This window comes from Aquimarina intermedia, from assembly GCF_008124785.1.
Taxonomy (GTDB): Bacteria; Bacteroidota; Bacteroidia; order Flavobacteriales; family Flavobacteriaceae; genus Aquimarina; species Aquimarina intermedia.
In genome coordinates, this window is the sequence record NZ_VNHU01000003.1 from 14928 (window position 1) to 36290 (window position 21363).

General features: G+C 35.7%; 20 protein-coding genes. 11 read left to right on the forward strand and 9 right to left on the reverse strand.

Annotation, left to right across the window (positions count from 1 at the left end):
- The first annotated feature begins 163 nt into the window (after nucleotides 1-163).
- Nucleotides 164-748, forward strand: a complete 585-nt coding sequence (locus BD809_RS05450; protein WP_148781957.1) for an RNA polymerase sigma factor — start codon at nucleotides 164-166, stop codon at nucleotides 746-748.
- Nucleotides 749-820: 72 nt separating this feature from the next.
- Nucleotides 821-970 (forward strand): hypothetical protein, encoded by a 150-nt coding sequence (locus BD809_RS15540; RefSeq protein ID WP_170251763.1) that lies wholly within the window; start codon nucleotides 821-823, stop codon nucleotides 968-970.
- A gap of 22 nt (nucleotides 971-992) precedes the next feature.
- Here BD809_RS15540 and BD809_RS05455 read toward each other — a convergent pair whose 3' ends face one another.
- Complete coding sequence (locus BD809_RS05455) at nucleotides 993-1652, reverse strand: endonuclease III domain-containing protein (RefSeq protein ID WP_148781958.1); 660 nt, start codon at nucleotides 1650-1652, stop codon at nucleotides 993-995.
- A 74-nt stretch (nucleotides 1653-1726) separates the two neighbouring features.
- On the opposite strand from BD809_RS05455, the gene bcp reads away from it, so the two are divergent.
- The gene (gene bcp, locus BD809_RS05460; RefSeq protein WP_148781959.1) at nucleotides 1727-2179 is read left to right on the forward strand and encodes a thioredoxin-dependent thiol peroxidase; all 453 of its coding nucleotides are present in this window, start codon (nucleotides 1727-1729) and stop codon (nucleotides 2177-2179) included.
- A gap of 113 nt (nucleotides 2180-2292) precedes the next feature.
- On the forward strand, nucleotides 2293-2673 hold the full coding sequence (locus BD809_RS05465; protein ID WP_148781960.1) for a DoxX family membrane protein: 381 nt from the start codon (nucleotides 2293-2295) through the stop codon (nucleotides 2671-2673).
- Between the two features lie 53 nt (nucleotides 2674-2726).
- On the opposite strand, the gene BD809_RS05470 is transcribed toward BD809_RS05465, so the two are convergent.
- Complete coding sequence (locus BD809_RS05470; RefSeq protein ID WP_148781961.1) at nucleotides 2727-4178, reverse strand: TonB-dependent receptor; 1452 nt, start codon at nucleotides 4176-4178, stop codon at nucleotides 2727-2729.
- Between the two features lie 168 nt (nucleotides 4179-4346).
- Here BD809_RS05470 and BD809_RS05475 point away from each other — a divergent pair, with 168 nt between their 5' ends.
- The 4 genes from BD809_RS05475 to BD809_RS05490 all read left to right on the forward strand — a co-directional run bounded on the left by BD809_RS05475 (nucleotide 4347) and on the right by BD809_RS05490 (nucleotide 8850).
- On the forward strand, nucleotides 4347-5108 hold the full coding sequence (locus BD809_RS05475) for an MBL fold metallo-hydrolase (RefSeq protein WP_148782299.1): 762 nt from the start codon (nucleotides 4347-4349) through the stop codon (nucleotides 5106-5108).
- 64 nt (nucleotides 5109-5172) lie between these two features.
- Entirely contained in the window at nucleotides 5173-5607 is a 435-nt protein-coding gene (locus BD809_RS05480) for a hypothetical protein (protein WP_246131433.1), read from the forward strand.
- Nucleotides 5608-5845: 238 nt separating this feature from the next.
- The gene (locus BD809_RS05485; RefSeq protein ID WP_148781963.1) at nucleotides 5846-8245 is read left to right on the forward strand and encodes a glycoside hydrolase family 31 protein; all 2400 of its coding nucleotides are present in this window, start codon (nucleotides 5846-5848) and stop codon (nucleotides 8243-8245) included.
- A gap of 8 nt (nucleotides 8246-8253) precedes the next feature.
- Complete coding sequence (locus tag BD809_RS05490) at nucleotides 8254-8850, forward strand: YdeI/OmpD-associated family protein (RefSeq protein WP_148781964.1); 597 nt, start codon at nucleotides 8254-8256, stop codon at nucleotides 8848-8850.
- Nucleotides 8851-8885: 35 nt separating this feature from the next.
- Here BD809_RS05490 and BD809_RS05495 read toward each other — a convergent pair whose 3' ends face one another.
- The 4 genes from BD809_RS05495 to BD809_RS05510 form a co-directional block, all read right to left on the reverse strand.
- Complete coding sequence (locus tag BD809_RS05495; protein WP_148781965.1) at nucleotides 8886-9545, reverse strand: alpha/beta hydrolase; 660 nt, start codon at nucleotides 9543-9545, stop codon at nucleotides 8886-8888.
- Between the two features lie 39 nt (nucleotides 9546-9584).
- The gene (locus BD809_RS05500) at nucleotides 9585-9920 is read right to left on the reverse strand and encodes a hypothetical protein (protein WP_148781966.1); all 336 of its coding nucleotides are present in this window, start codon (nucleotides 9918-9920) and stop codon (nucleotides 9585-9587) included.
- 69 nt (nucleotides 9921-9989) lie between these two features.
- The gene (locus tag BD809_RS05505) at nucleotides 9990-11246 is read right to left on the reverse strand and encodes a dihydroorotase (RefSeq protein WP_148781967.1); all 1257 of its coding nucleotides are present in this window, start codon (nucleotides 11244-11246) and stop codon (nucleotides 9990-9992) included.
- A complete protein-coding gene (locus BD809_RS05510) occupies nucleotides 11243-13168 on the reverse strand; it encodes a BatA domain-containing protein (RefSeq protein WP_148781968.1) in 1926 nt (641 codons plus the stop codon). The genes BD809_RS05505 and BD809_RS05510 overlap by 4 nt, the downstream gene beginning before the upstream one ends.
- Nucleotides 13169-13431: 263 nt before the next feature.
- Here BD809_RS05510 and BD809_RS05515 point away from each other — a divergent pair, with 263 nt between their 5' ends.
- Nucleotides 13432-14679 carry a DEAD/DEAH box helicase gene (locus BD809_RS05515; RefSeq protein ID WP_148781969.1) on the forward strand — a complete coding sequence of 416 codons (1248 nt, stop codon included), beginning with the start codon at nucleotides 13432-13434 and terminating at the stop codon, nucleotides 14677-14679.
- An 81-nt stretch (nucleotides 14680-14760) separates the two neighbouring features.
- Here the strand turns inward: BD809_RS05515 and BD809_RS05520 are convergent, their stop codons facing one another.
- On the reverse strand, nucleotides 14761-15282 hold the full coding sequence (locus BD809_RS05520; RefSeq protein WP_170251765.1) for a porin family protein: 522 nt from the start codon (nucleotides 15280-15282) through the stop codon (nucleotides 14761-14763).
- A gap of 142 nt (nucleotides 15283-15424) precedes the next feature.
- Here BD809_RS05520 and BD809_RS05525 point away from each other — a divergent pair, with 142 nt between their 5' ends.
- Complete coding sequence (locus BD809_RS05525) at nucleotides 15425-16987, forward strand: NAD(P)/FAD-dependent oxidoreductase (RefSeq protein WP_246131434.1); 1563 nt, start codon at nucleotides 15425-15427, stop codon at nucleotides 16985-16987.
- A 27-nt stretch (nucleotides 16988-17014) separates the two neighbouring features.
- On the opposite strand, the gene BD809_RS05530 is transcribed toward BD809_RS05525, so the two are convergent.
- Nucleotides 17015-18217 carry a sensor histidine kinase gene (locus tag BD809_RS05530; RefSeq protein WP_148781972.1) on the reverse strand — a complete coding sequence of 401 codons (1203 nt, stop codon included), beginning with the start codon at nucleotides 18215-18217 and terminating at the stop codon, nucleotides 17015-17017.
- Between the two features lie 93 nt (nucleotides 18218-18310).
- Nucleotides 18311-19525, reverse strand: a complete 1215-nt coding sequence (locus BD809_RS05535; protein WP_148781973.1) for a GAF domain-containing sensor histidine kinase — start codon at nucleotides 19523-19525, stop codon at nucleotides 18311-18313.
- Nucleotides 19526-19769: 244 nt separating this feature from the next.
- Between BD809_RS05535 and BD809_RS05540 the strand changes: the two genes are divergently transcribed.
- A complete protein-coding gene (locus BD809_RS05540) occupies nucleotides 19770-21326 on the forward strand; it encodes a PhoX family protein (RefSeq protein WP_148781974.1) in 1557 nt (518 codons plus the stop codon).
- Nucleotides 21327-21363: the final 37 nt, after the last annotated feature.

The following is a 21363-nucleotide window of genomic DNA, read 5'->3' on the forward strand; positions in this document are numbered from 1 at the left end:
TTAAATAAATTAACAAAAATGATTAGTTTTTCGCGCAGAGTTGCTATATTAGCCACCAGTATAACAACCCAAAACTAAATAAATAGCCTATAGAATACCATTACTTTTTAAGTTTAACATAGCCCGAGCCCCAAGCTTGTTGGTACTAAAATTAAGTAAAGGTATGAAAGAATACACGCTATCTGATGCGGTTTTGGTAAACCGTTATATTCAAGGAGATGAAGCTGCTTTAGCAACTCTAATAGAGCGCCATAAACAACGTATTTACAGTTTTATTTTTTCCAAAGTTTTTGACCGAGATATCTCTGAAGATATTTTTCAGGACACCTTTATTAAGGTTATCAAAACTTTAAAGAGAGGAAAATATAATGAAGAAGGTAAATTTTTACCTTGGGTAATGCGAATTGCACATAATCTTGTAATAGACCATTTCAGAAAAGGCAATCGCATGCCTAAATTTGAAGATAATGGAGAGTTTAGTATCTTTTCTGTAATTAGTGATAGTGATCTTAATGCCGAGAAACAACTCATTAAGGAGCAAGTAGAGGAGGAGCTGCGTAATCTGATTCAGGAGTTGCCAACAGATCAGCGAGAAGTGCTAATTATGCGAATGTATAAAGACATGAGTTTTAAAGAAATTAGTGATAAAACAGGCGTAAGTATTAATACGGCTTTAGGTAGAATGCGTTACGCATTAATTAATCTTAGAAAAGTAATTGATAAAAATAATATCGTCTTGACAAATTAACATTTTGGAGAGACAATAAATAAGGTTTTACTGTCGTTATATTCTTAAATAACCCTAATTTAAGTTTATAATATGGCAAAATTTTACTTTAAAAACGCTCGTAAAAAAGATGAAGCGTATCTGCAACCCCAAGAGCAGACTATTGATTTCTTACTCAATTACTCTAAATCGCTTAATGTAATCGAGGTAGGAACGCTTCAGTTTGAGACTTCGTTAAATTAATTAATAAAGAAAAAGACCTGTTTTATGCAGGTCTTTTTTTATGGTATTCGTTGAGCACGGTTTTTCTTCCGATAGTACTGGTTATAATATCTTTTGATAAATCCCATCCTCTGGCGGGAGAATATTCTCTACCATACCAAATCATTTGAAGATGCAAGTCGTTCCAGGATTCTTCTGGAAATAGACGTTTGGCATCTTTTTCTGTCTGTGTTACATTTTTTCCGTTAGTAAACCCCCAACGGTACATCAATCTATGAATGTGTGTGTCCACAGGGAAAGCCGGTACCCCGAAGGCTTGAGACATGACAACACTCGCAGTTTTGTGACCCACGGCAGGTAACGATTCTAATGCCTCAAAACTCTGTGGGACTTCTCCATCATATTTGTCAATTAGAATATGGGATAATCCATGAATGCCTTTGGCTTTCATCGGGCTGAGTCCAACCGGGCGAATGATATCTCTTATTTCATCAACCGTTAGGCGAATCATGGCATGTGGATTATCTGCACGCTCAAATAACAACGGGGTTATTTGATTTACACGCACGTCGGTACTTTGAGCGCTCATGAGTACTGCTATCAATAAAGTATAAGGATCTTTGTGGTCCAAAGGGATTGGTATAGTGGGGTATAGGTCTTTTAGAGTTTTTATAACATACGCAACCTTTTCCTGTTTTGTCATTTTATGTACTTTTAGGCTAAAATTAAACAAAAATAGAAATTTAGAGTAGTAAATTTCATAATCTATTGTATATCATGACTACACTTAAAGAAGGAGATAAAGCTCCGGATTTTTCAGCTTTGGACCAAGATGGTAATACCATTACCCTACAAGATTTTAAAAATAAAAAACTGGTGGTATTCTTTTATCCCAAAGCAAGTACACCGGGATGCACTGCAGAAGCATGCAACCTAAAGGATAATTACGAGACTTTTAAAGCGCAAGGTTACGAAATTTTGGGCGTTAGTGCTGATAGTGCTAAGCGTCAGCAAAATTTTAAAAACAAATACGAATTACCGTATCCATTATTAGCTGACGAAGAAAAGGAAGTCATTAATGCCTTTGGTGTTTGGGGACCTAAAAAATTTATGGGTAAAGAATATGAAGGTATATATCGTACAACTTTTGTAATTGATGAGAAGGGTATTATAGAAGAGGTTATCTTAAAAGTAAAAACAAAGGATCACACAGCTCAAATTCTGAAATAATCAGTTTGTTAGGTAGAATTTTGATGTCGTATAATTGACGTGAGGCTTGAGAGAAGGGCAATTAAATTGCTGATTATGCGTTAATTGTTACATCAACCCTCAAAATCTACCCTATGAATGCAAAAATAATTATGGCTATTAGAATAGCTTTTGGTTTAACTATTTTATTTTTTGGATGTAATAAACTTTTCTACTTTATGGATCCTCCCGCTCCCGAAACCAAGGGAGCAATTTATTTTTTGAAAGCCCTCACCTCATCCAAGACAATGATGTTGGTGGCTATTGTAGAAGTTACAGCTGGAATATCGTTATTAGTAAATAAGTTTACTGCGCTTATGATGGTGATTCTAATGAGCATTTCTGTCAATGCTTTTTTATATCATATCAAACTAGATCCCAAAAACTGGTTTATAGGCGTGTCTTTGCTAGCAATGAATATAGTAATGTTATACTTTTATAAGGATTCCTATAAAGAACTGTTGCAATCAAAATAGGTGTTAAAAATAAAGGATGTACGAATAACCTTATACATCCTTTATACTTGTGCTTAAACTGTTTTGGTTGCTTCGGCAGTATAACCAAAAAGATTATTCTCTTTAATTATATCAGCGATTCCCTCTGGCAACATATTTTCCCAACCGGGTTCTCCTTCATGAATCATTTGTAGAACTTCTCTAGAAAATACATCCATGATATCCGGGTCGTAATCTGTTATATCCTGAAGTTTACCATTATACTTGAAGAATTTATACAATTCCTTCATTCTAGGATGAACTTTGAGATTGTCACTGTTTGTGAGTTCTCCGGTTGTATGATCTTTTAAGGGGTATAAGTACACTTTTAAATCCTTGAAGAATAATTTACCGAAAGCTTCTAAAATGCCACCACTAAGATGACGATAATACTTTTCATCAAAAATATCTACCAAGTTATTGACACCCATTGCAAGTGCCATGCGTTCTTTAGTATAATTTGAAAAATATTCAACAACCTTATAATATTCTTGAAAGTTGGAGATCATTACAGTTTGACCCAATGAACATAGCAATCGTGCTCTATCCATAAAATCTTTTTCGTCAATCTCACCTTCTGCTCTTAAATTCGAGAGTGTAATTTCAAAAATTACTTCAGTCTTCTTTTTGTCAACTTTATTTTCGTCCAGAAATCTATTTAGCGATTTCTTATAGATATCCATATTAACTTTGGTCACAGGTCTAAAACTACCTCTCAAAGCCAAAATATTCTTTTTATATAGTATTCTAGCAGGCAAAATATTATTACCATCAGGCCCAAAAATCACGGCTTCAGTCATACCATTTTTAACCAACTGCAAACTCATTAAACGATTGTCTACTTTATTGAATCGTGGACCCGAAAAGTTAATGGTATCAATCTCAATCTGATCTTTGTCTAAATGATCATATAGATATCGCAAAAGTTTTTTTGGATTATCATATTTATAATACGCTCCATAAATTAAATTAACGCCCAGAATACCTAAGGTCATTTGTTGTAAGCGGGCATCATTTTCATGAAAACGGATATGTAAAGAAATCTCATTGTATTCTTCGTTAGGCACGGTCTGATAGCGAATTCCAACCCAACCATGTCCTTTATACTTCTTTGCAAAATCAATGGTTGCAACAGTATTGGCGTAACTAAAAAATAATTTATTAGGATGTTTTTCTCTGGAAATTCGCTCTTCCATAAGGTTTACCTCATGAGACAGCATTTTTTTTAGGCGTGCTTCGGTAACGTAACGTTTGTCACTTTCGATACCATAAATTGCATCACTAAAGTCCTTATCATAAGCACTCATCGCTTTGGCTATAGTACCGGAGGCACCACCTGCTCTAAAAAAATTACGTACGGTTTCTTGACCGGCTCCAATTTCGGAGAAAGTCCCATAAATATTTTGATTGAGATTAATTCGTAATGCTTTACTCTTAATTGAAGGAACTGATTCGAATTCCTTATCTCCCATTATGGTTATAGGCATAGCGCTAGGGGCTTTTTTTTGTTCAATGTAAAATTAATAATACCCATGTATTATAAAAAATATGAACGACAAATTTCTGAATTTTATATCGGGTTTAAATAACATTTAACATAAATGAATTCGTTTTTGGCAAAAAAAATATAGCTACATTTGTCCATCAGCTATATTATGGAAGTAACTTTTTTAGGAACAGGTACATCACAAGGGATACCAATTATTGGTAGTAATCATCCTGTCTGTTTAAGTAATGATCCTAAAGACAAGCGATTACGTGTTTCCATAATGGTGCGTTGGGATGCTTATACCTATATTGTCGATTGTGGACCGGACTTTAGACAGCAGATGTTAAATCAGCAAGTTTCAGAAATAAACGGTGTACTTTTTACACATGAACATGCCGATCATACCATGGGACTTGATGATATTAGACCCTTCTTTTTTAGGCAGGGAGATATACCCATTTATGCACATAAGAGAGTTCTTAAGGCATTAAAAAAGAGATTTGATTATATTTTTGCTTCCGAAAATAAATATCCGGGGGCTCCTAGCGTTATTGAGAACGAGATAACTAGCCAACCGTTTACACTGGGAACCCTGGATATAATTCCTATTAACGCCATGCATAACCGATTGCAGGTGTTTGGCTTTCGGTTTGATCAATTTGCATATTTAACAGATGTTAAAACTATCACATCCGAAGAAATTGAAAAGCTTAGAGGGGTCAAGGTTCTTGTAGTAAATGCGCTCCGAATAGAACCACATCACTCGCATTTTAATTTGGAAGAAGCTCTAGAATTCATAGCGCTTATTAAGCCGGAAAAGGCGTATTTAACCCATATTAGCCATATGCTGGGGTTTCATAAAGAAGTTCAGGCCCAGTTACCTGAGGGAGTATATTTAGCTTATGATAATTTAAAAATTACCTTGTAACATGAGAAGTAAAATATTTTTATACTTATTTATTTTTTCACTTTTATTCATTCTGTACCAATTTATGAATGGCAAAAAGGCTCAAGAGTCGTATGACGCCAAAATTGAAAATATGAATAAGAAAATTGCTCATAAAGATGTTCAAATTGATTCTTTAATTAGTACAAATATGGATATGACTTATTTCTCGTTGGATACCAATGAGGATGCGATGAGTTATTTTGAAGAGCAAGGTTATAATGCTATCAAATTAGCCAGTACAATTAGTGATCAGATTATTGGACAAAATAAAGCGGGTGCTGACAATCCAATTATCCCTTATGCTGGGATGGAAGGCAATATGAGTATTAATAAAGTCAGATTACTTAATCATAAGTGGATTATAGCAGATTTTACTGATGGCACGTATTGGGGAGAGCTTTTTATATCTTATGAGGTAAATGAAGATGATACCGTTGATTTTGAAGTTGAAAAATCATTTTTATACCCTAAAAATTAAAGAACTATAGTCTAAAAGATTAGCGCTGTGATAGGTTTGTGTTAGTTGAAGAAAAATTACCTCCTTTATACTGTTTATATAATTAAAAGAAATAACCAGTAGTACTTGTAAATTATCAATTTTTTAGTAAAAATTAATTCTCCGTGATGATATCGCAAAAGTTATCTTATATGAATGTTTATGGAGAATAGCGTTCCATATTCTCATATCTTTGAAAGAACTATTTTAATCACCACACATGACTTTACAATTCTTGCAAGGACTTACTACGTTTCTATTTTTAGTATCTAATCTTGTTTTATCTGCACAGCAGAATGAGTATTTTAAAAGTGTCAAAACTCATGAGGATCATTTAAAAGTACAGGTAGAAAATGGGATGTATCATTTTTCTATACTTTCTGATAAAATTATTGAAACCAGCTTTATTCCTTACGGAGAACAGTTAGATACCATTTCGCATGCCGTGGTTCTTAATGCAATAGATGACAATACGCAGTTTGTAGAATCAGAGAATACACTTTCCTATGGTTTAAAAGATGGAATTAAAGTTTCAATTAAGAAACAACCTTTTCAGATTTCGTACGAATATATGGGAAGATCGCTTATTGCTGAAGGTAAAGGGTATATAAAAACAGATTCAACCGAAATACTTGATTTTGAAATAGGGAAGGAGGAAGTTCTGTTTGGAGGAGGAGCAAGAGCTATAGGGATGAATCGTAGAGGACATCGATTAGAATTATACAATCGCGCCCATTATGGCTATGAAACAAAATCGGCGTTGATGAATTTTACAATACCGTTAGTTATTTCTTCAAAAGGCTATGCGATTCACTTTGATAATCCTGCAATTGGTTTTTTAGATTTAGATAGCAAAAAGGACAACACCTTACAATACGAAGCCATTGGTGGTCGCAAGACTTATCAAGTTATCGCAGGAAACAACTTAAGAGATGTAACAGTTGTGTACACAAAACTTACAGGTAGACAACCCATGCCTCCAAGATGGAGTTTTGGTAATTTTGCCAGTCGGTTTGGGTATCATTCAGAGGAAGAAGTTCGCAATGTAGTTGCAAAATTTAAAGAAGATAGTATACCACTTGATGCATTGGTTTTGGATATTTATTGGTTCGGAAAAGATATTAAAGGGCATATGGGAAATTTGGAATTCCTGAGTGATTCTTTTCCAACACCCAAGAAAATGATTAAAGATCTCAAAGAAGATGGTGTTAAAACAATTCTAATAACAGAGCCTTTTGTACTTTCAACATCAAAGCGATGGAAAGAAGCTGATACCAATGGGTATTTGGGAAAAAATAAAGCCGGAGCAACCTATGCTTATGATTTCTACTTTGGAAATACCGGGATCATTGATATATATAATTCTAAGGCAAAAGAATGGTTTTGGTCATTTTATAAAAGGTTTACTGATGAATATAACGTAGCCGGTTGGTGGGGTGACCTGGGAGAGCCCGAAGTGCATCCTTCAGATTTACTTCACGCAACTGGATCCGCAGACGAGGTTCATAATATATATGGCCATGATTGGGCACGTTTGGTTTATGAGGGCTATCAAAAAGATTTTCCCAAAAAACGCCCTTTTATCCTAATGAGAGCAGGTTATTCAGGATCCCAAAAATATGGCATGATTCCCTGGTCGGGCGATGTAAGTCGTAGTTGGGGAGGATTGCAATCACAAACCGAAATAGCGTTGCAAATGGGGATGCAGGGTATGGGTTATATGCATTCTGATCTTGGAGGTTTTGCCGGAGGAGAAGAATTTGATGCAGAATTATACACACGATGGTTACAGTATGGGGTATTTCAACCAATTTTTAGACCTCATGCACAAGAACATATCGCACCAGAGCCTGTTTTTCATGATAAAAAAACACTGCAGCTAGCCAAGCAGAGTATTGAATTACGATATAAGTTATTGCCCTACAATTACACTTTAGCATTTATAAACAATCAAAAAGGGCTTCCTTTGATGCGTCCCGTGTCTTTTGATACAGCAACTGATTCTTCGGATCTACTAATACATACAAACTATTTATGGGGAGAGAACCTACTCGTGGCACCTGTGACAAGCTCCGGACTGAAAACAATGGACATTAAATTTCCTGAATCCGGTGTTTGGTTCGATTTTTATACAGATAAACGTTATGAAAGCGGTATAAAAACTGTGGAACTTTTTGAAGATCATATTCCCACATTTGCCAAGGCTGGCGCCTTTATACCGATGATAGATGTCGTTATGACTACGGATGCGTATACCACCCAAAAGCTAAATCTTCATTATTATCATGATGATAGTGTAGAAAAGGCTTCAGAAATTTTGTACGAGGATGATGGTATAACGCCACAGGCTTTTGAGAAAAACCAATATGAACTTATAAAATTTAACGCTATAAATAATAAAAAAGAGCTATCTTTTAACTACTCAAGTACTATTGGTAAGCAGTATTCCGGAAAGCAAAGAGATATTACATTAGTAATTCATAACGTGCAAAATAAACCGAAAGAGACTCTGGTAGATAATTCAGCGCATGCATTTGAATATAACCAAGAGCAGCGACAATTGATAATAATTTCGCGGTGGGACTCTCAACAGAAGCAAGAGATTACTTTGAAGTTTTAATTATAGTCATGAAAAAGTATACAACAGTCGAAGCATTTATTGAATCCCATGAAGAAAGGAGGGAGGCGTTAGAGCTTTTAAGAAAGATAATGCTATCAACATCGATGGATGAAACAATCAAATGGGGTGCTCCAGTGTATACAATCGATAAAAAGAATGTTATTGGATTAGGAGCGTTTAAATCGTATGTGGGGATATGGTTTTATCAAGGAGTTTTTTTAACAGACCCAAAACAGGTTTTAGTGAATGCTCAGGAAGATAAAACGCGAGGCCTAAGACAATGGCGATTTGAAGGATTGGATGATATTGACAGCAATCTTGTCAAATTATATGTGGAAGAGGCGATCCTTAATCAAAAACAGGGAAAAGAGATTAAGATCGTAAAATCAGTATCGAAAACTCTTATTGTTCCTGAAATTCTTAAAAAAGCCTTGTCAGAGGACACAATTCTCTCAGAAAAATTTGAAGCATTCACTTTCTTCAAGCAAAAAGAGTTTACAGAATACATAGATTCAGCCAAGCGTGAGACTACACAAGAAAAAAGAGTAGCTAAAATTATTCCTATGATTTTAGCTGGAATAGGCTTAAACGATAAATATAGGTAGTTTTAAATATAGTACGCTTTTGCAAAGCTCAACAGTTACAGTTTTTCCTTCAGCCATTCTTTTAGCTGATAAAAATTTTGAGGAGCCACACCATGACCAACGGGAAATTCTTGTAGGGATGTTTTAATTCCCACAGCGCTTAAAAAATCAGGTGTCTTTCTCGCCCAATCGACAGGGATCACCTGATCCACACTACCGTGAGAACAATATACATTCAAATTGGTATGATCTTTACTCTCGTATCCGTTAGCAATAATAGCTTCATTAATGTAGCCACTTAAAGCAATAACATTATTGACTTTTTCTGGATAAGACAACGCAACAGCATAACTTAAAATAGTTCCCTGACTAAACCCTAACAAAGTGACATTAGATGAATTGAGATTATAGGCCGTTATAGCTTCATCAATAAAATTAGCAATAGCGTCTCTGGATAAGACAGCTTGCTTGTCATCGCTAAACTTTCCATCTGCTGCATCAAAATAAATAGCGTACCAAGCATTCCCGTAGGGTTGCATAGGGTAGGGAGCTCTTACCGAGATAATGCAAAGTTCATCAGGTAATTCTGAAGCAAACGAAAATAAATCATTTTCATCACTACCATATCCATGAAACATAAAAAGAACTGGTGGTTGGTCAGAAGTTACTTTTGGGGCTCGAATTATATGATGAAGAGAAAGGGATTGTGCTTGCATTGAGATTGAAAAATTTGTTAGAATTGTAAGTGAGGTATATTATTTAATAAAAGTGAACCATTGCTGAAAATAAGGTCCTAGTATCGGTGTTGATTTTTCTTCACTTTGTATTGCTGTGATTAAGCCAAAAACCCATAGCACAAGTATGAAAATATAAAATGCCGATGTGATAGGCCAAGAATCAAAAAGGCTTACTAAAGCACCTAAAAGATAAAAAGAAATATGAATCCCTAACGCTTGTCTGATATGAAAACTGGCTAATGATGTTTTCTTTTCATCTTGATTCATATAAAATGCGATGATGGTGCCAAGAATTGTTAGATATGCAATTATGGCGGGTGTTTTTCCTGTGCCGGATGTGTTATTTGTTTCCATTAAGAATTTATTTTTATGTGTGAACCCAAGAAATAGCAAAGCTATTATTTAAGCAGAACCATTTAAAAATCAAGTATTTACAATAATGTGACTGTGTGCAATGATACCATAGACCTCACCTTGCGTTTCTTTACCAAAAAACGCACTATTTTTTGAAGTAGACAATACTTTTTCTTTGGTAAATTTTCCTTTTCCTAAAGTGTTGAATAGCGCTATGTCTACAGGGTTTCCTATTTCAACTGGTACCGGTTTGATACCAAATATAGTTTTGCCTTGCGTTAACATCTTGAGAGCTGTCGTAGTGCCAATAAGATTATTAAGTATACCAAAAGCACTTTCTAGTCCTAAAGTTCCATATTTTGCATGATCAAATTCTACCTTTTTGTTTTCAATATCGATAGGTTGGTGGTCTGTAGTAATCATATCGATGGTACCATCCTTAATGCCATTAATCAGTGCAGTAGTATCGGAGCTTGTACGTAAAGGAGGTAACACCTTATAACGTGTGTCAAAAGTAGTCAACTCCTGATCGGTCAATATCAAATGGTGTACCGCTACCGAACAGCTTACTTGCAGACCTTTAGCTTTAGCATCTCGTATTAACTTAACTGACTTTTGGGTGGATATGGTTGGAATATGTAATTTCCCACCCGTATATTCAAGTATAGATAAATCTCTAGCTATTTGAAGTTCTTCTGCCAATGCAGGGATTCCTCTTAAGCCTAATAATGTACTTTGCTCTTCTTCATGTACCATCCCATGACCGGCAATAGCATTGTCCTGTGGATAAGAAATTACCAATCCGTCAAAATTTTGTACATATAGTAAAGCTAATTTTAGCAGTGTAGGATTTTCAATCGCCTTTTTATAATCGCCAAAAGCGATGGCACCCGCTTGACACATATCATATAATTCTGCAAGATCCACACCTTCAGATTTAACAGTAAGTGCACCTATGGGATAAACCTTTACAGGATTATGCACGGTTTTACCTGTGATGAATCCTACCGCGGCGTTGGTGTCTATGATTGGGTTGGTATCGGGTTGAAGCGCTATTGAAGTAAATCCGCTTCGAGCAGCAACGTTTAAACCGTGTAAAAGCGTCTCCCGTTCTTCGTACCCTGGTTCTCCAAAACTTACACTACTATCAAACCACCCTTGAGAACAAGATAAATTAGGAAACGTGATTACCTTCATATCCTCAGATGCCTTTATTTCTTTTGCTATTTGTTTAAAGAAACCGTTTTCAATTAAAATATCAACAGACTCTTCGTGATATGGAGATAGTGGATCGAGTACAGTAGTATCTTTTAATAAAACCTTCATTTTAGATATTTTAGTAATAATATTTCTAGCAATAAGAAAACTAACGCAAAAATAACAAACCATTTCCAAAACTCTTGTACGCGGTTGTTTTCTTTTAATTCATCAAATAAAAGCGATATAGTATCCGCCACAGTGTAGTCATTTCCTGGTTTCAGTGTATGATATTTTAGTCTACTTTCTGATGAACCGTAGTTGTAGGCCAGATGATCGAAAAACTCATCACCTTTGGTAAGGGTATACATCCCGGCACGAGTCGGAGTTTCATCGGTTGTTATTCTAACTTTATTCGTAAAATTTTGTTGCAACGGGATGATAGTTTCTTGTTCAGAATACAGGGATATAATTTCATCCTGATCCAATGGGATCTGTACATCATAGCTGTTTAATTTACCTACCTGATAATACAAAACAGGTTGTTTTAAGCTTTCTTTTCCAACATTGTATAAGACAGGTACAATTAAAGAGGTATTTTTGAAATTACTTTTATCAGAAGCTATGCTTGCAGTAAAAACATAAAGATTTTTATGGTTGTATAAAAAGGTACGTTCATCGGTATACGATAAAATGGATCGTGTCGAATTTACCGGAAAATAGGATTTTACCTTTGGATATTGAAAATTATCAATTTTTTTATCAAAAACACCTTTAAACAACGGGTGATCAAAATGAATGGTAGTAATTAGATTTTCTGCTGGTATGAGAGCGTTAAACGGAGTAGCATCTAGTTGATTGAGTAGTTCGTTATAATCTTTTAAATTTCCCTTTACAGACGGTATAAAGCAAAGTACACCTTTACTCGCTACAAATGCTTTAAGCGCGTTAAGGAGCGTGACAGGAACTGTTTCAATTTCGTTAAGGATAATTAAATCTGATTGACCTAGGGTGTTATAGTTTAACGCATTTAAATTACTTTGTGTAAGTATAAATTCATCGGGAGTATAAATATATTTCAAAAAGGCATCATCGGAACCGGATATTGAGAGAACCTTTATTTTCTTAGGTGAATTAATAGCCAGATATCTTGTATTGTCAAAAGATAGCATAGGGTCTTGCAGCACCAATTTACCTCGTAAGTCCTGTCCTTCTTTTAAGCTAAAACTTATTTTTTGTACTGCTTGTTCATTAAAAGAAACAGAAGATTTGGCGATCAATTTATCATTATCAAATAACGTAATAGGGACACTTGCCGACGACAAGTTTGTGGAGGAAACCGAAGCAGCAAGTGTAAGGTCATTATTTTTGTTGCGCTCAAGATACAGCGTGTCGATAGCAATATTATTTTTAGACTCAGGCGTGAGCTTAATAAGTTTTGGCACAATAGCACCATCAAAACTTATCTCCAACGGATTTTGCTTAATTTGAAAATCCGAAATCAATACTAAATTTTTATTTGATTCCTGATTTTTGGAAAAAAATTGTTTTCCCTTTAGATAAGCTGTGTGATATGCTAATTGATTGGGACTGTATCCAATTTGCAAAAGGTCATTGAGAACGTCTTTTTTAGTTACTTCCTTAAAAACCTCATCGTTTGTGAATAATGTAAATAGTTGCTGCTCCGGAATAGCTTCTGCTATTTCTTGCACTGCACGCTTTAGCAAAGGGCCTTTTTTTCCTTTAGCTTCCATACTAAATGAATTGTCAAGATAAATAACCAATTCTTGTGGGGCATCAAAATCTTTGTCATTAGTAAAAAAAGGCTGCGCAAATGCAAGGATAATACAAGCAAGCAAAAGCATTCTGGTAAGTAAAATTATAAGTTTTTTTACATTCGAGCTTTTACGCGTTTGTAAACTTACAGCTTTCAAAAATTGAACATTACTAAATTCAATCTTTTGAAATTTTCTAAGTTGAAACAAATGAATCAGAAGAGGAATTATTAATGCGAAAAGTGCGTAAAGAAATTCAGGGTGTTTAAAATGCATTCTGTTTCTTGATTCTTATGTAAGGTAAAGATACTATAAGATTTGAAATTAAGGTTTAAGAAGGCTTTCATTTTTTTAGAAAAATACAGCTATATATTGAAGCGCTATCTTCATATTTTTTGACATGAATTATAGTGTATAACAGGTTCATATAATGCACTTAATTCTTAGAATGAGTGTTTGTTTAAAAATAGATGTACCTTTACCCTCAAATAAAGAGCTGTCAGTGAACCATTTTATTGTAAAGCTCTCAAAAATTATTTATGTCATTTACTGCCTTAGGATTATCCGACGCATTGTTAAAAGCAATTAGCGAAAAAGGATACACAAAACCATCTACTATTCAAGAAAAAGCAATCCCTGAAATTTTAGAAGGTAAGGATGTGTTAGCATCCGCACAAACAGGAACCGGAAAAACAGCCGGATTTATTCTTCCTATTTTACAAATTATTACAGAAACAAAAAAACAAGGTAAACGTCCTATCCGAGCATTGGTATTAACACCAACACGAGAATTGGCTGCGCAAATCTTGGATAATGCAGAAGCGTATAGTAAGCATCTGGATATTAGATCAACAGTAGTTTTTGGCGGAGTCAATGCCAAACCACAAATCAGAGCCTTGCGCAACGGAGTTGATATTTTGGTAGCGACTCCTGGAAGATTACTTGATTTACATAGTCAAAAAGCGTTTTCACTTGGTCGGGTTACTACGCTCGTATTGGATGAAGCTGATCGTATGTTGGATATGGGATTTCAGCGAGATATCAATAAAATTCTAGATTTACTTCCATCAAAACGTCAAAATCTATTATTCTCAGCTACATTTTCAAAAGAGATCAAAAAATTAGCAGGAGGAATTTTACATCACCCTGTGACGGTGGAAGCAGCCCCAGAAAATTCGACAGCAGAAAAAGTAAAACAGCGCATGTATTTAATGGATAAAACCAATAAAGCAGCTGCAGTGATCAAATTAATTTCTGATGGTAACTGGAAACAAGTATTGATCTTTACACGAACAAAACATGGAGCCAATCGACTCAGTGAAAAGCTATCAAAAAGAGGTATTTCTGCTGCTGCAATTCACGGTAATAAAAGTCAGGGAGCAAGAACCAAAGCATTAGACGGTTTTAAAAAAGGTAAAATACGGGTGTTGGTTGCGACTGATATCGCAGCAAGAGGATTAGATATCCCTTTACTACCGCATGTTATTAATTACGAATTGCCGAATATAGCTGCAGATTATGTACATCGTATTGGTCGTACGGGTAGAGCAGGTGCTAGTGGGGAAGCTATTTCGATGGTTTCTCATGACGAGATGGAATATGTATGGGATATTGAAAAATTATTGGGCGATCCAATTGATAAGGATGCTATTGAAGGTTTTGAACCGTTAACACCTTTTCCGACTACCCCAACTAAAAACAAAAGTTCTGCAAAGAAGAAATCCGCATCTAATTCCGGTCGAAAACCTCGGCAGCGAAGATCACGTAATGCTAACCGCAGGCGTTAGTAGTACGTAGTATTTACGCGAAATAATGAAAAAAAGGCGGAAGTGAAAACTTCCGCCTTTTTGCATAATATGATTGTTACCTTAAAAGATGTAGTATCCTACAGATACTTGGAAGGTAGCATTTTTAGCTTCAGCACCATCTACCACATCAGTAAATCCAATATTATAACGCACTTGAGCAAAAAAGGAACTGATTTCTACTCCAGCACCCACGGCTCCACTAAAATCAAAGCTCTCTGGCTCTCCACCATCCTTAAAATCATCATTTACAACAAAACCAAATTGAGGCCCGGCTTCAATACTAAAAAGCTTAGCAAATTTGTATTTCAATAAAACAGGTACATTAAGATAGTCAATATCTGTATCTTTTGCTCCCTGTGCAGAATACAAAACTTCCGGTTGAAGTGCTAACATATCCATCAGGCTTACTTGAGCAACCGCTCCAATATGGTACCCTGTTCTCCCGTCTAAATTGCTGCTTACATCATCACCATTAATGGAAGCAAAGTTTACTCCACCTTTAAAACCGAATTTTAAATCTTGTGCCTGTGTTGATACAGAAAATCCGATGATTGCGATAGCAACTAAAAATAATTTTTTCATAATCGTAAATTTAAGGTTGTTTAAGTTCAAAGATAACTCAAAAAACAACATATTATTGTTGTTCTATGAAAGAAGTATCACGGCAGTGCTAATAATCTTTAAGAGTTTGTTGTATCTTCGTCCCCTAAATAGAAACAAGATTGTGCAGCACGAATTTAGTATACAAGTATCACCAAAAACTGCAGCAGATACCACGTTATTAAAGCAGAAAATAGCAAAATTAAATGCATTGCAGGTAAATGAGATTACTCATGTGCAAGTCTTAAAGCGATCTATTGATGCCAGACAAATTGCTATTAAAATAAACTTAAAAGTAAGAGTTTATATTAATGAAACGTTTATTGATGATCCTATACAATTACCTCAATATCCAGAGGTTTCCCGTGCCAATGAGGTAGTGATTATAGGAGCAGGGCCAGCAGGATTATTTGCCGCTTTACGAGCTATAGAATTAGGATGCAAGCCTATCGTTTTAGAACGAGGTAAGGATGTTAGAGCTCGACGTCGAGATTTAAAGGCAATAACCAGAGATCATTTGGTAAACGAGGACTCCAATTACTGTTTTGGAGAAGGAGGCGCAGGTACCTATAGTGATGGTAAGTTATATACGCGATCAAAGAAAAGGGGAGATGTTAATCGCATTTTGAAGCTGTTAGTGGGGTTTGGTGCTACAGGTCAAATAATGGTAGAAGCACACCCTCATATTGGGACGAATAAATTGCCCGATATTATTGCTGCAATGCGTAACAAAATTATTGCTCAAGGCGGAAAAATTCTTTTTGAGACACGAGTTACCGACATACAAATTAAAGATGATGCTATTGTAGGCGTTGTAACAAAATCAGGAGATGTAATTGAGACTAATGCAGTAGTTTTAGCCACGGGTCATTCGGCCAGGGATATCTATGAATTGTTGCACAGGAAACAGATTCATATCGAAGCTAAGCCTTTTGCACTGGGGGTTCGTGTCGAACATTCTCAAGAGCTTATAGATCAAATTCAGTATAAATGCGCTACAAGAGGACCTTATTTACCGCCGTCACCGTATAGTATTGTAAAGCAAGTTAAGGGTCGTGGGATGTATTCTTTTTGCATGTGCCCTGGCGGAGTCATAGCACCTTGTGCTACAAGTCCGGGAGAAGTGGTTACTAATGGATGGTCACCGTCAAAAAGAGATCAACCTACCTCAAATAGCGGAATAGTGATAGAACTTCGTCCGGAGGATTTTAAAAATTTTCAACAACATGGGCCTTTGGCCGGAATGTATTTTCAAAAAAGTATAGAGCAAAAAGCGTGGCAACTTGCCGGTGAAACGCAGCGTGTACCGGCACAGCGTTTGATTGATATGGTGGGTGGTAAGGTTTCTCAGGATTTACCTGAAACTTCCTATAAACCCGGGCTCACTAGTATTGATATGGGAACTGTATTTCCATCTTTTCTTCATCAAATTTTGCAGGAAGGATTTAAAGCGTTTGACCAAAGTATGAAAGGATACCTAACTAATGAGGCCGTTGTACATGCACCAGAATCAAGAACTTCATCACCAGTTCGTATTCCGCGAGATCGTAAAACCTATGAACATGTTCAAATCAAAGGTTTATACCCAAGTGGAGAAGGAGCAGGGTATGCGGGCGGAATTATCTCTGCAGCAATTGATGGTGAAAAATGTGTTGAAGCGTGTATTCGCAATATAAAATTAATCTAAAATAAAATGTAAACTAATTAGGGAATATTATTTTTTTACTGTAAAATTGAAAACAGTTTCCTCATTTTCTATTGAAGCAACTTTGATTTCGCCACCAAGACTATCAATGAGTTTTTTCACTGTACTCAAACCAATGCCGTTCCCCTTATTCCCTTTACGATCAGATTCGGCTACTGTAGTAAATAGATCAAAAATTAAATGTTGCTTGTCCTCGGGTATGCCAATACCATTGTCAGAAACTTCAAAATAGTATGCTTCCTTTGTTTCTTTACATCCAATGGTTACTACGACTTCATCTTTGTCATTATATTTAAGACTGTTGCCGATTAGATTAAGAAGAATCTGCTCAAGCGCTGCTCGATTGCAATGTAAATTTATGTTTTCTTCCGGAAAATTTATAGTTACTTTATGATCGATACCCAAGAGCTCTACAATTTCCTCCAATAAATGATTTAATTCAAATTCTTCTGGTTTGCCTTTAGAGAGACCGTCTGATTCATAATAAGCTAGTAGATTACCCACATAATCACTCAATTTAAAAGAAGAATGTTTTAGGTTATCCAAATAGGATATACCCTTTTTATCCAAATGATTTCCATATTTTGCTCGTAGCACATCTGTAGTTAAAATCATATTAGCCAACGGCATCTTCATATCGTGCGATACGATTCCGGCAAAACCTCTAAGTAATTCGTTTTTCTGAGTGAGCTCAGACTGTAACTTTTTGAGCTGTTCGTTACTTTTTCGTAAAGTAAGCAATTTCATTATTTGCCTTGCTAATACTTGCAAAGAGTTGATTTGCTTTTTTGTGATTGTATTCGGTTTATGGTCAATTACGCAAAGTGTTCCCAGCGCATGACCACTTTCATCTTTTAAACTCACCCCCGCATAAAAAATTATGGGTGTCTCACCTTCGGTATATGGATTGCCGGAAAACCTGGAATCTTTATTGGAGTCTTCGACGATCAACAATTCATTTTCTTCAAGTATCGTGTGACTACAAAAAGAATATTTGCGTTCAGAACTACAAATATCCATTCCTGAGGTAGCTTTGAGCCATACTTCCTCCTGATCCACTAGTGAGATGATTGCTACTGGCTTACCTGTAATTTCTGCAGCAAGATCCGTAATTTCATTATACTCAGCTTCTTTTTCGGTATGTAAAATATTATAACTGTGAAGCGCGTGGAGTCGTGCTTCTTCGTTTACTGCTTTTGCGGGGTTCAGCATAATACAATGAGAGTCTTAAAATATAGTAGACAAATATATAAAAATAAATAGGAGTACTTCCTATATTTTGACGTTTCAAACTTAAAAAATTATTTACTTATGAGCGTGTTTCTTGAGGGAAAAATGAAAAGAAGTTCCTGTTCCAATTTTTGAAGAAAGAGTGATAGTTCCGCCCAAACTTTCGACCAGATTTTTCACAGTATTAAGTCCAATTCCATTTCCGGCGTTACCAGAACGATCTTTATCCACGGCTGTTTTAAATAAATCGAAGATTTTGTCTTGTTTTTCTTCAGAAATACCGATTCCATTATCAGTAACGCTGAAGTAATAATAGGTATCTCCGTCGCCTGCCTTTATTTCTATTTCGATATGATCCTTATCATTATATTTCAGGCTGTTGCCGATTAGATTTAAAAATATCTGTTCTAATGCAGCACGATTTACGTAGAGATCCATGGTTTCTTCAGGAAGGGTGATCGTAGCGTCCTTACTTACACTTAAAAGTTCTACAACTTCGCTCAATAACTGATTGAGGTCAAATTTTTCAAGATTTTGATCATCCTGATGATCAGATTCATAATGGGTTAATAAATCATTGATATAGTCGCTAAGGCGAAAAGCTGACTCTTTTAAGTATGAAAGATATTCTAAAGCTTTGAAATCAAGTTTATCAAAATATTTACTTCTCAAAACCTCGGTAGTAAGAATGATGTTAGATAATGGCATTTTTATATCATGAGAGACAATACCGGCAAAATCTCTAAGTAAGGCGTTACGTTTCTCAACTTGTGCTTGATTCCAGCTTAATTGTGTGTTTAATTTATTCAGCGTTAAGATTTTTATTATTTGCCTGGAGGTAACTTTAAGAAATTCAAGATGTTCATCAGATAAAGAGCCCGGTTTAAAGTCAAATACGCACAACGTACCCAATGGAAAACCTTGCTCATCAGTCAAGCATACACCCGCATAGAATCGAACTGCTGTGTCACTAACTACCGATGGAAAACTGGAAAACCTAGTATCTAAAAGGGCATTTTCAACAATTAAGAACTTCTTCTTTTCGGCAATAGCATGACTACAAAAAGAATGAGCTCTCTCATCTTTGTCGCTATCATACCCAGTAGTGGCTTTGTACCAAGTATAATCTTTGTCTACAAAGGAGATTAAAGCTACCGGTTTCCCCGTTATTTTTGAAGTTACTTTTGTGATTTCATCATAAATGGTTTCTTTAGGCGTATCTAATATGTGGTAACTATGTAGCGCCTGTAATCTTCTACTCTCGTAAGCTGTAGTTTGGTTTGAAATCATAAGTATAGAATAAGCCCGTGTGTTTTACATAAATTTAATGATTGTTAACATAATTTTTAACAATTAAATGTTAATTGTTTACTATTAAACAATGAATTCCTAACCTCATTCTTTAACGATTCCGTAATCTAAATAACTTCTAGATAAAAAAAACGTAACCCTTTAACGATATTTAGTTAACGATTAAAACACTTCTCAAGGATACTTTTGTTGGAGTATTTATAAACATTTAATCAGACAAATTATGACAACATTAGTAAAGGGGCTTTTCAAATTTATGATATTCATGTCACTCATTTTAAGTGTTAGCTGTGATGTAGAGGATGGAATTGACGGAAGTAACGGTAAAGATGGAATAGATGGAAAGGACGGGACTGACGGTGAAGATGGCAAAAATGGTAGTGATTTTGTGCCAGAACCAACCATGTTTGCCAACAAGTCAAGCATGGAACCTTTAGTGGCTATGGCACCACAATTTAACTATGTAAAAGCGTATTCCTTAATTAGTACACCAGACATCATAAACGAATCGTTTCAGTTAGCAGGTTCTGCAGATGGCGCCGGGTTCTTAAAAGAAGGAGATGGCTATATTTATGTCGTTAATTGCGAGGATAGTTATTCCGTTGCTCGTATTAGGTTGGACGAGAATTTAATTCCGATAGCTGGAGATTATCTTCTTAACTCAGGAGTCTCTGATTTTGCAAGGCAATGCTCAGGAACTATGTGGGAAGCAAGTATTCATGGAGGTACCAGCGATCTGTTCTTATCGGCATCAGAGAGTATCAATTACGATGTTAAAGGAATTGATCCCAGAATTGCAACACCAACACCTAATGCTGATTTTGGATTAGATGCTCTAGGTGAATTCTCATGGGAAAATGCAGTACCACTGCCAAAAAACGCTTATTCGGGAAAAACTGTTATTGTGGGCGGAGATGATGACTCTAGTGGATCTGAAGGTCAGGTCACGCTATATTATTCTGAAAATGGAGATGCAGATTTAGAAAATGGTAAAATATATGTATTACGATTTAAACAAATCTCTGACGGAGCGAGCGGTGTTCAGAATGTTGTTGCTAATACAACATATAACGAAGCTAGTTTGGATTTTGGAGTATCCTATGATGTGGAGTTTGTTGAAATAACTGACGGAAAGAATCTGACCAAAAATGAAATGGAAATTGCTTGCCAGGATGTATTCGCTTCGCAATTTATGCGAGTAGAGGATGTGGACTATCAGAAAGGTGCCGATGCCAATGGTAGAAATGTGTTTTTTGCTGTAACGGGGAGAGGTCCGGGAAGAGGAACGTATAATGATTGGGGTACTGTATATAAATTAGAGTTGGATGAGAACGCACCACTAACCGGTAAGTTAACTCAAATAATCAGTGGAAATACAGATACTAATAACATGGATGGTAATCTGTCAGAGTTACAAAGTCCTGATAATATATGTGTAACCGAGAATTTTGTGTATGTACAAGAGGATCCTAACTCTTTTGATCGGGGTCATGCAGCGCAAATATATCAAACTGATATAAATGGGAACAATCCTACTAAAGTTTTAGAATTAGTAGTTCGTCAGGATTTAGCACAAGGTAATAGTACAGGTTTCAGTGGTGAATTTGGTTCTTTGATCGACGTATCAGACAAAGTAGGGGCATCCAACACATTTATTCTTGCAGTTCAGCCGCATTATTGGAGAAATGAAGACTTTAAAGGTTTAGATGGTGATATTAATGCGACGTACGAAGATAATCAAGCCTCTCAAATAGTCATTTTAAAAGGTTTACCAAGGTAGCCTGGTATTAGTAATTAGCAATAGAAAAGATCTTTAT

Bases quoted from the DNA above. Each gene is read 5' to 3' on its own strand.
- BD809_RS05535 (WP_148781973.1), bottom strand. From the start codon at position 19,525: ATGATTTCAAACCAAACTACAGCTTACGAGAGTAGAAGATTACAGGCG.
- BD809_RS05455 (WP_148781958.1), bottom strand. From the start codon at position 1,652: ATGACAAAACAGGAAAAGGTTGCGTATGTTATAAAAACTCTAAAAGAC.
- BD809_RS05450 (WP_148781957.1), top strand. From the start codon at position 164: ATGAAAGAATACACGCTATCTGATGCGGTTTTGGTAAACCGTTATATT.
- BD809_RS05495 (WP_148781965.1), bottom strand. From the start codon at position 9,545: ATGCAAGCACAATCCCTTTCTCTTCATCATATAATTCGAGCCCCAAAA.
- BD809_RS05480 (WP_246131433.1), top strand. From the start codon at position 5,173: ATGAATGGCAAAAAGGCTCAAGAGTCGTATGACGCCAAAATTGAAAAT.
- BD809_RS05475 (WP_148782299.1), top strand. From the start codon at position 4,347: ATGGAAGTAACTTTTTTAGGAACAGGTACATCACAAGGGATACCAATT.
- BD809_RS05510 (WP_148781968.1), bottom strand. From the start codon at position 13,168: ATGCATTTTAAACACCCTGAATTTCTTTACGCACTTTTCGCATTAATA.
- BD809_RS05485 (WP_148781963.1), top strand. From the start codon at position 5,846: ATGACTTTACAATTCTTGCAAGGACTTACTACGTTTCTATTTTTAGTA.
- BD809_RS05500 (WP_148781966.1), bottom strand. From the start codon at position 9,920: ATGGAAACAAATAACACATCCGGCACAGGAAAAACACCCGCCATAATT.
- BD809_RS05505 (WP_148781967.1), bottom strand. From the start codon at position 11,246: ATGAAGGTTTTATTAAAAGATACTACTGTACTCGATCCACTATCTCCA.
- BD809_RS05530 (WP_148781972.1), bottom strand. From the start codon at position 18,217: ATGCTGAACCCCGCAAAAGCAGTAAACGAAGAAGCACGACTCCACGCG.
- bcp (WP_148781959.1), top strand. From the start codon at position 1,727: ATGACTACACTTAAAGAAGGAGATAAAGCTCCGGATTTTTCAGCTTTG.
- BD809_RS05520 (WP_170251765.1), bottom strand. From the start codon at position 15,282: ATGAAAAAATTATTTTTAGTTGCTATCGCAATCATCGGATTTTCTGTA.
- BD809_RS05490 (WP_148781964.1), top strand. From the start codon at position 8,254: ATGAAAAAGTATACAACAGTCGAAGCATTTATTGAATCCCATGAAGAA.
- BD809_RS05540 (WP_148781974.1), top strand. From the start codon at position 19,770: ATGACAACATTAGTAAAGGGGCTTTTCAAATTTATGATATTCATGTCA.
- BD809_RS15540 (WP_170251763.1), top strand. From the start codon at position 821: ATGGCAAAATTTTACTTTAAAAACGCTCGTAAAAAAGATGAAGCGTAT.
- BD809_RS05470 (WP_148781961.1), bottom strand. From the start codon at position 4,178: ATGCCTATAACCATAATGGGAGATAAGGAATTCGAATCAGTTCCTTCA.
- BD809_RS05465 (WP_148781960.1), top strand. From the start codon at position 2,293: ATGAATGCAAAAATAATTATGGCTATTAGAATAGCTTTTGGTTTAACT.
- BD809_RS05515 (WP_148781969.1), top strand. From the start codon at position 13,432: ATGTCATTTACTGCCTTAGGATTATCCGACGCATTGTTAAAAGCAATT.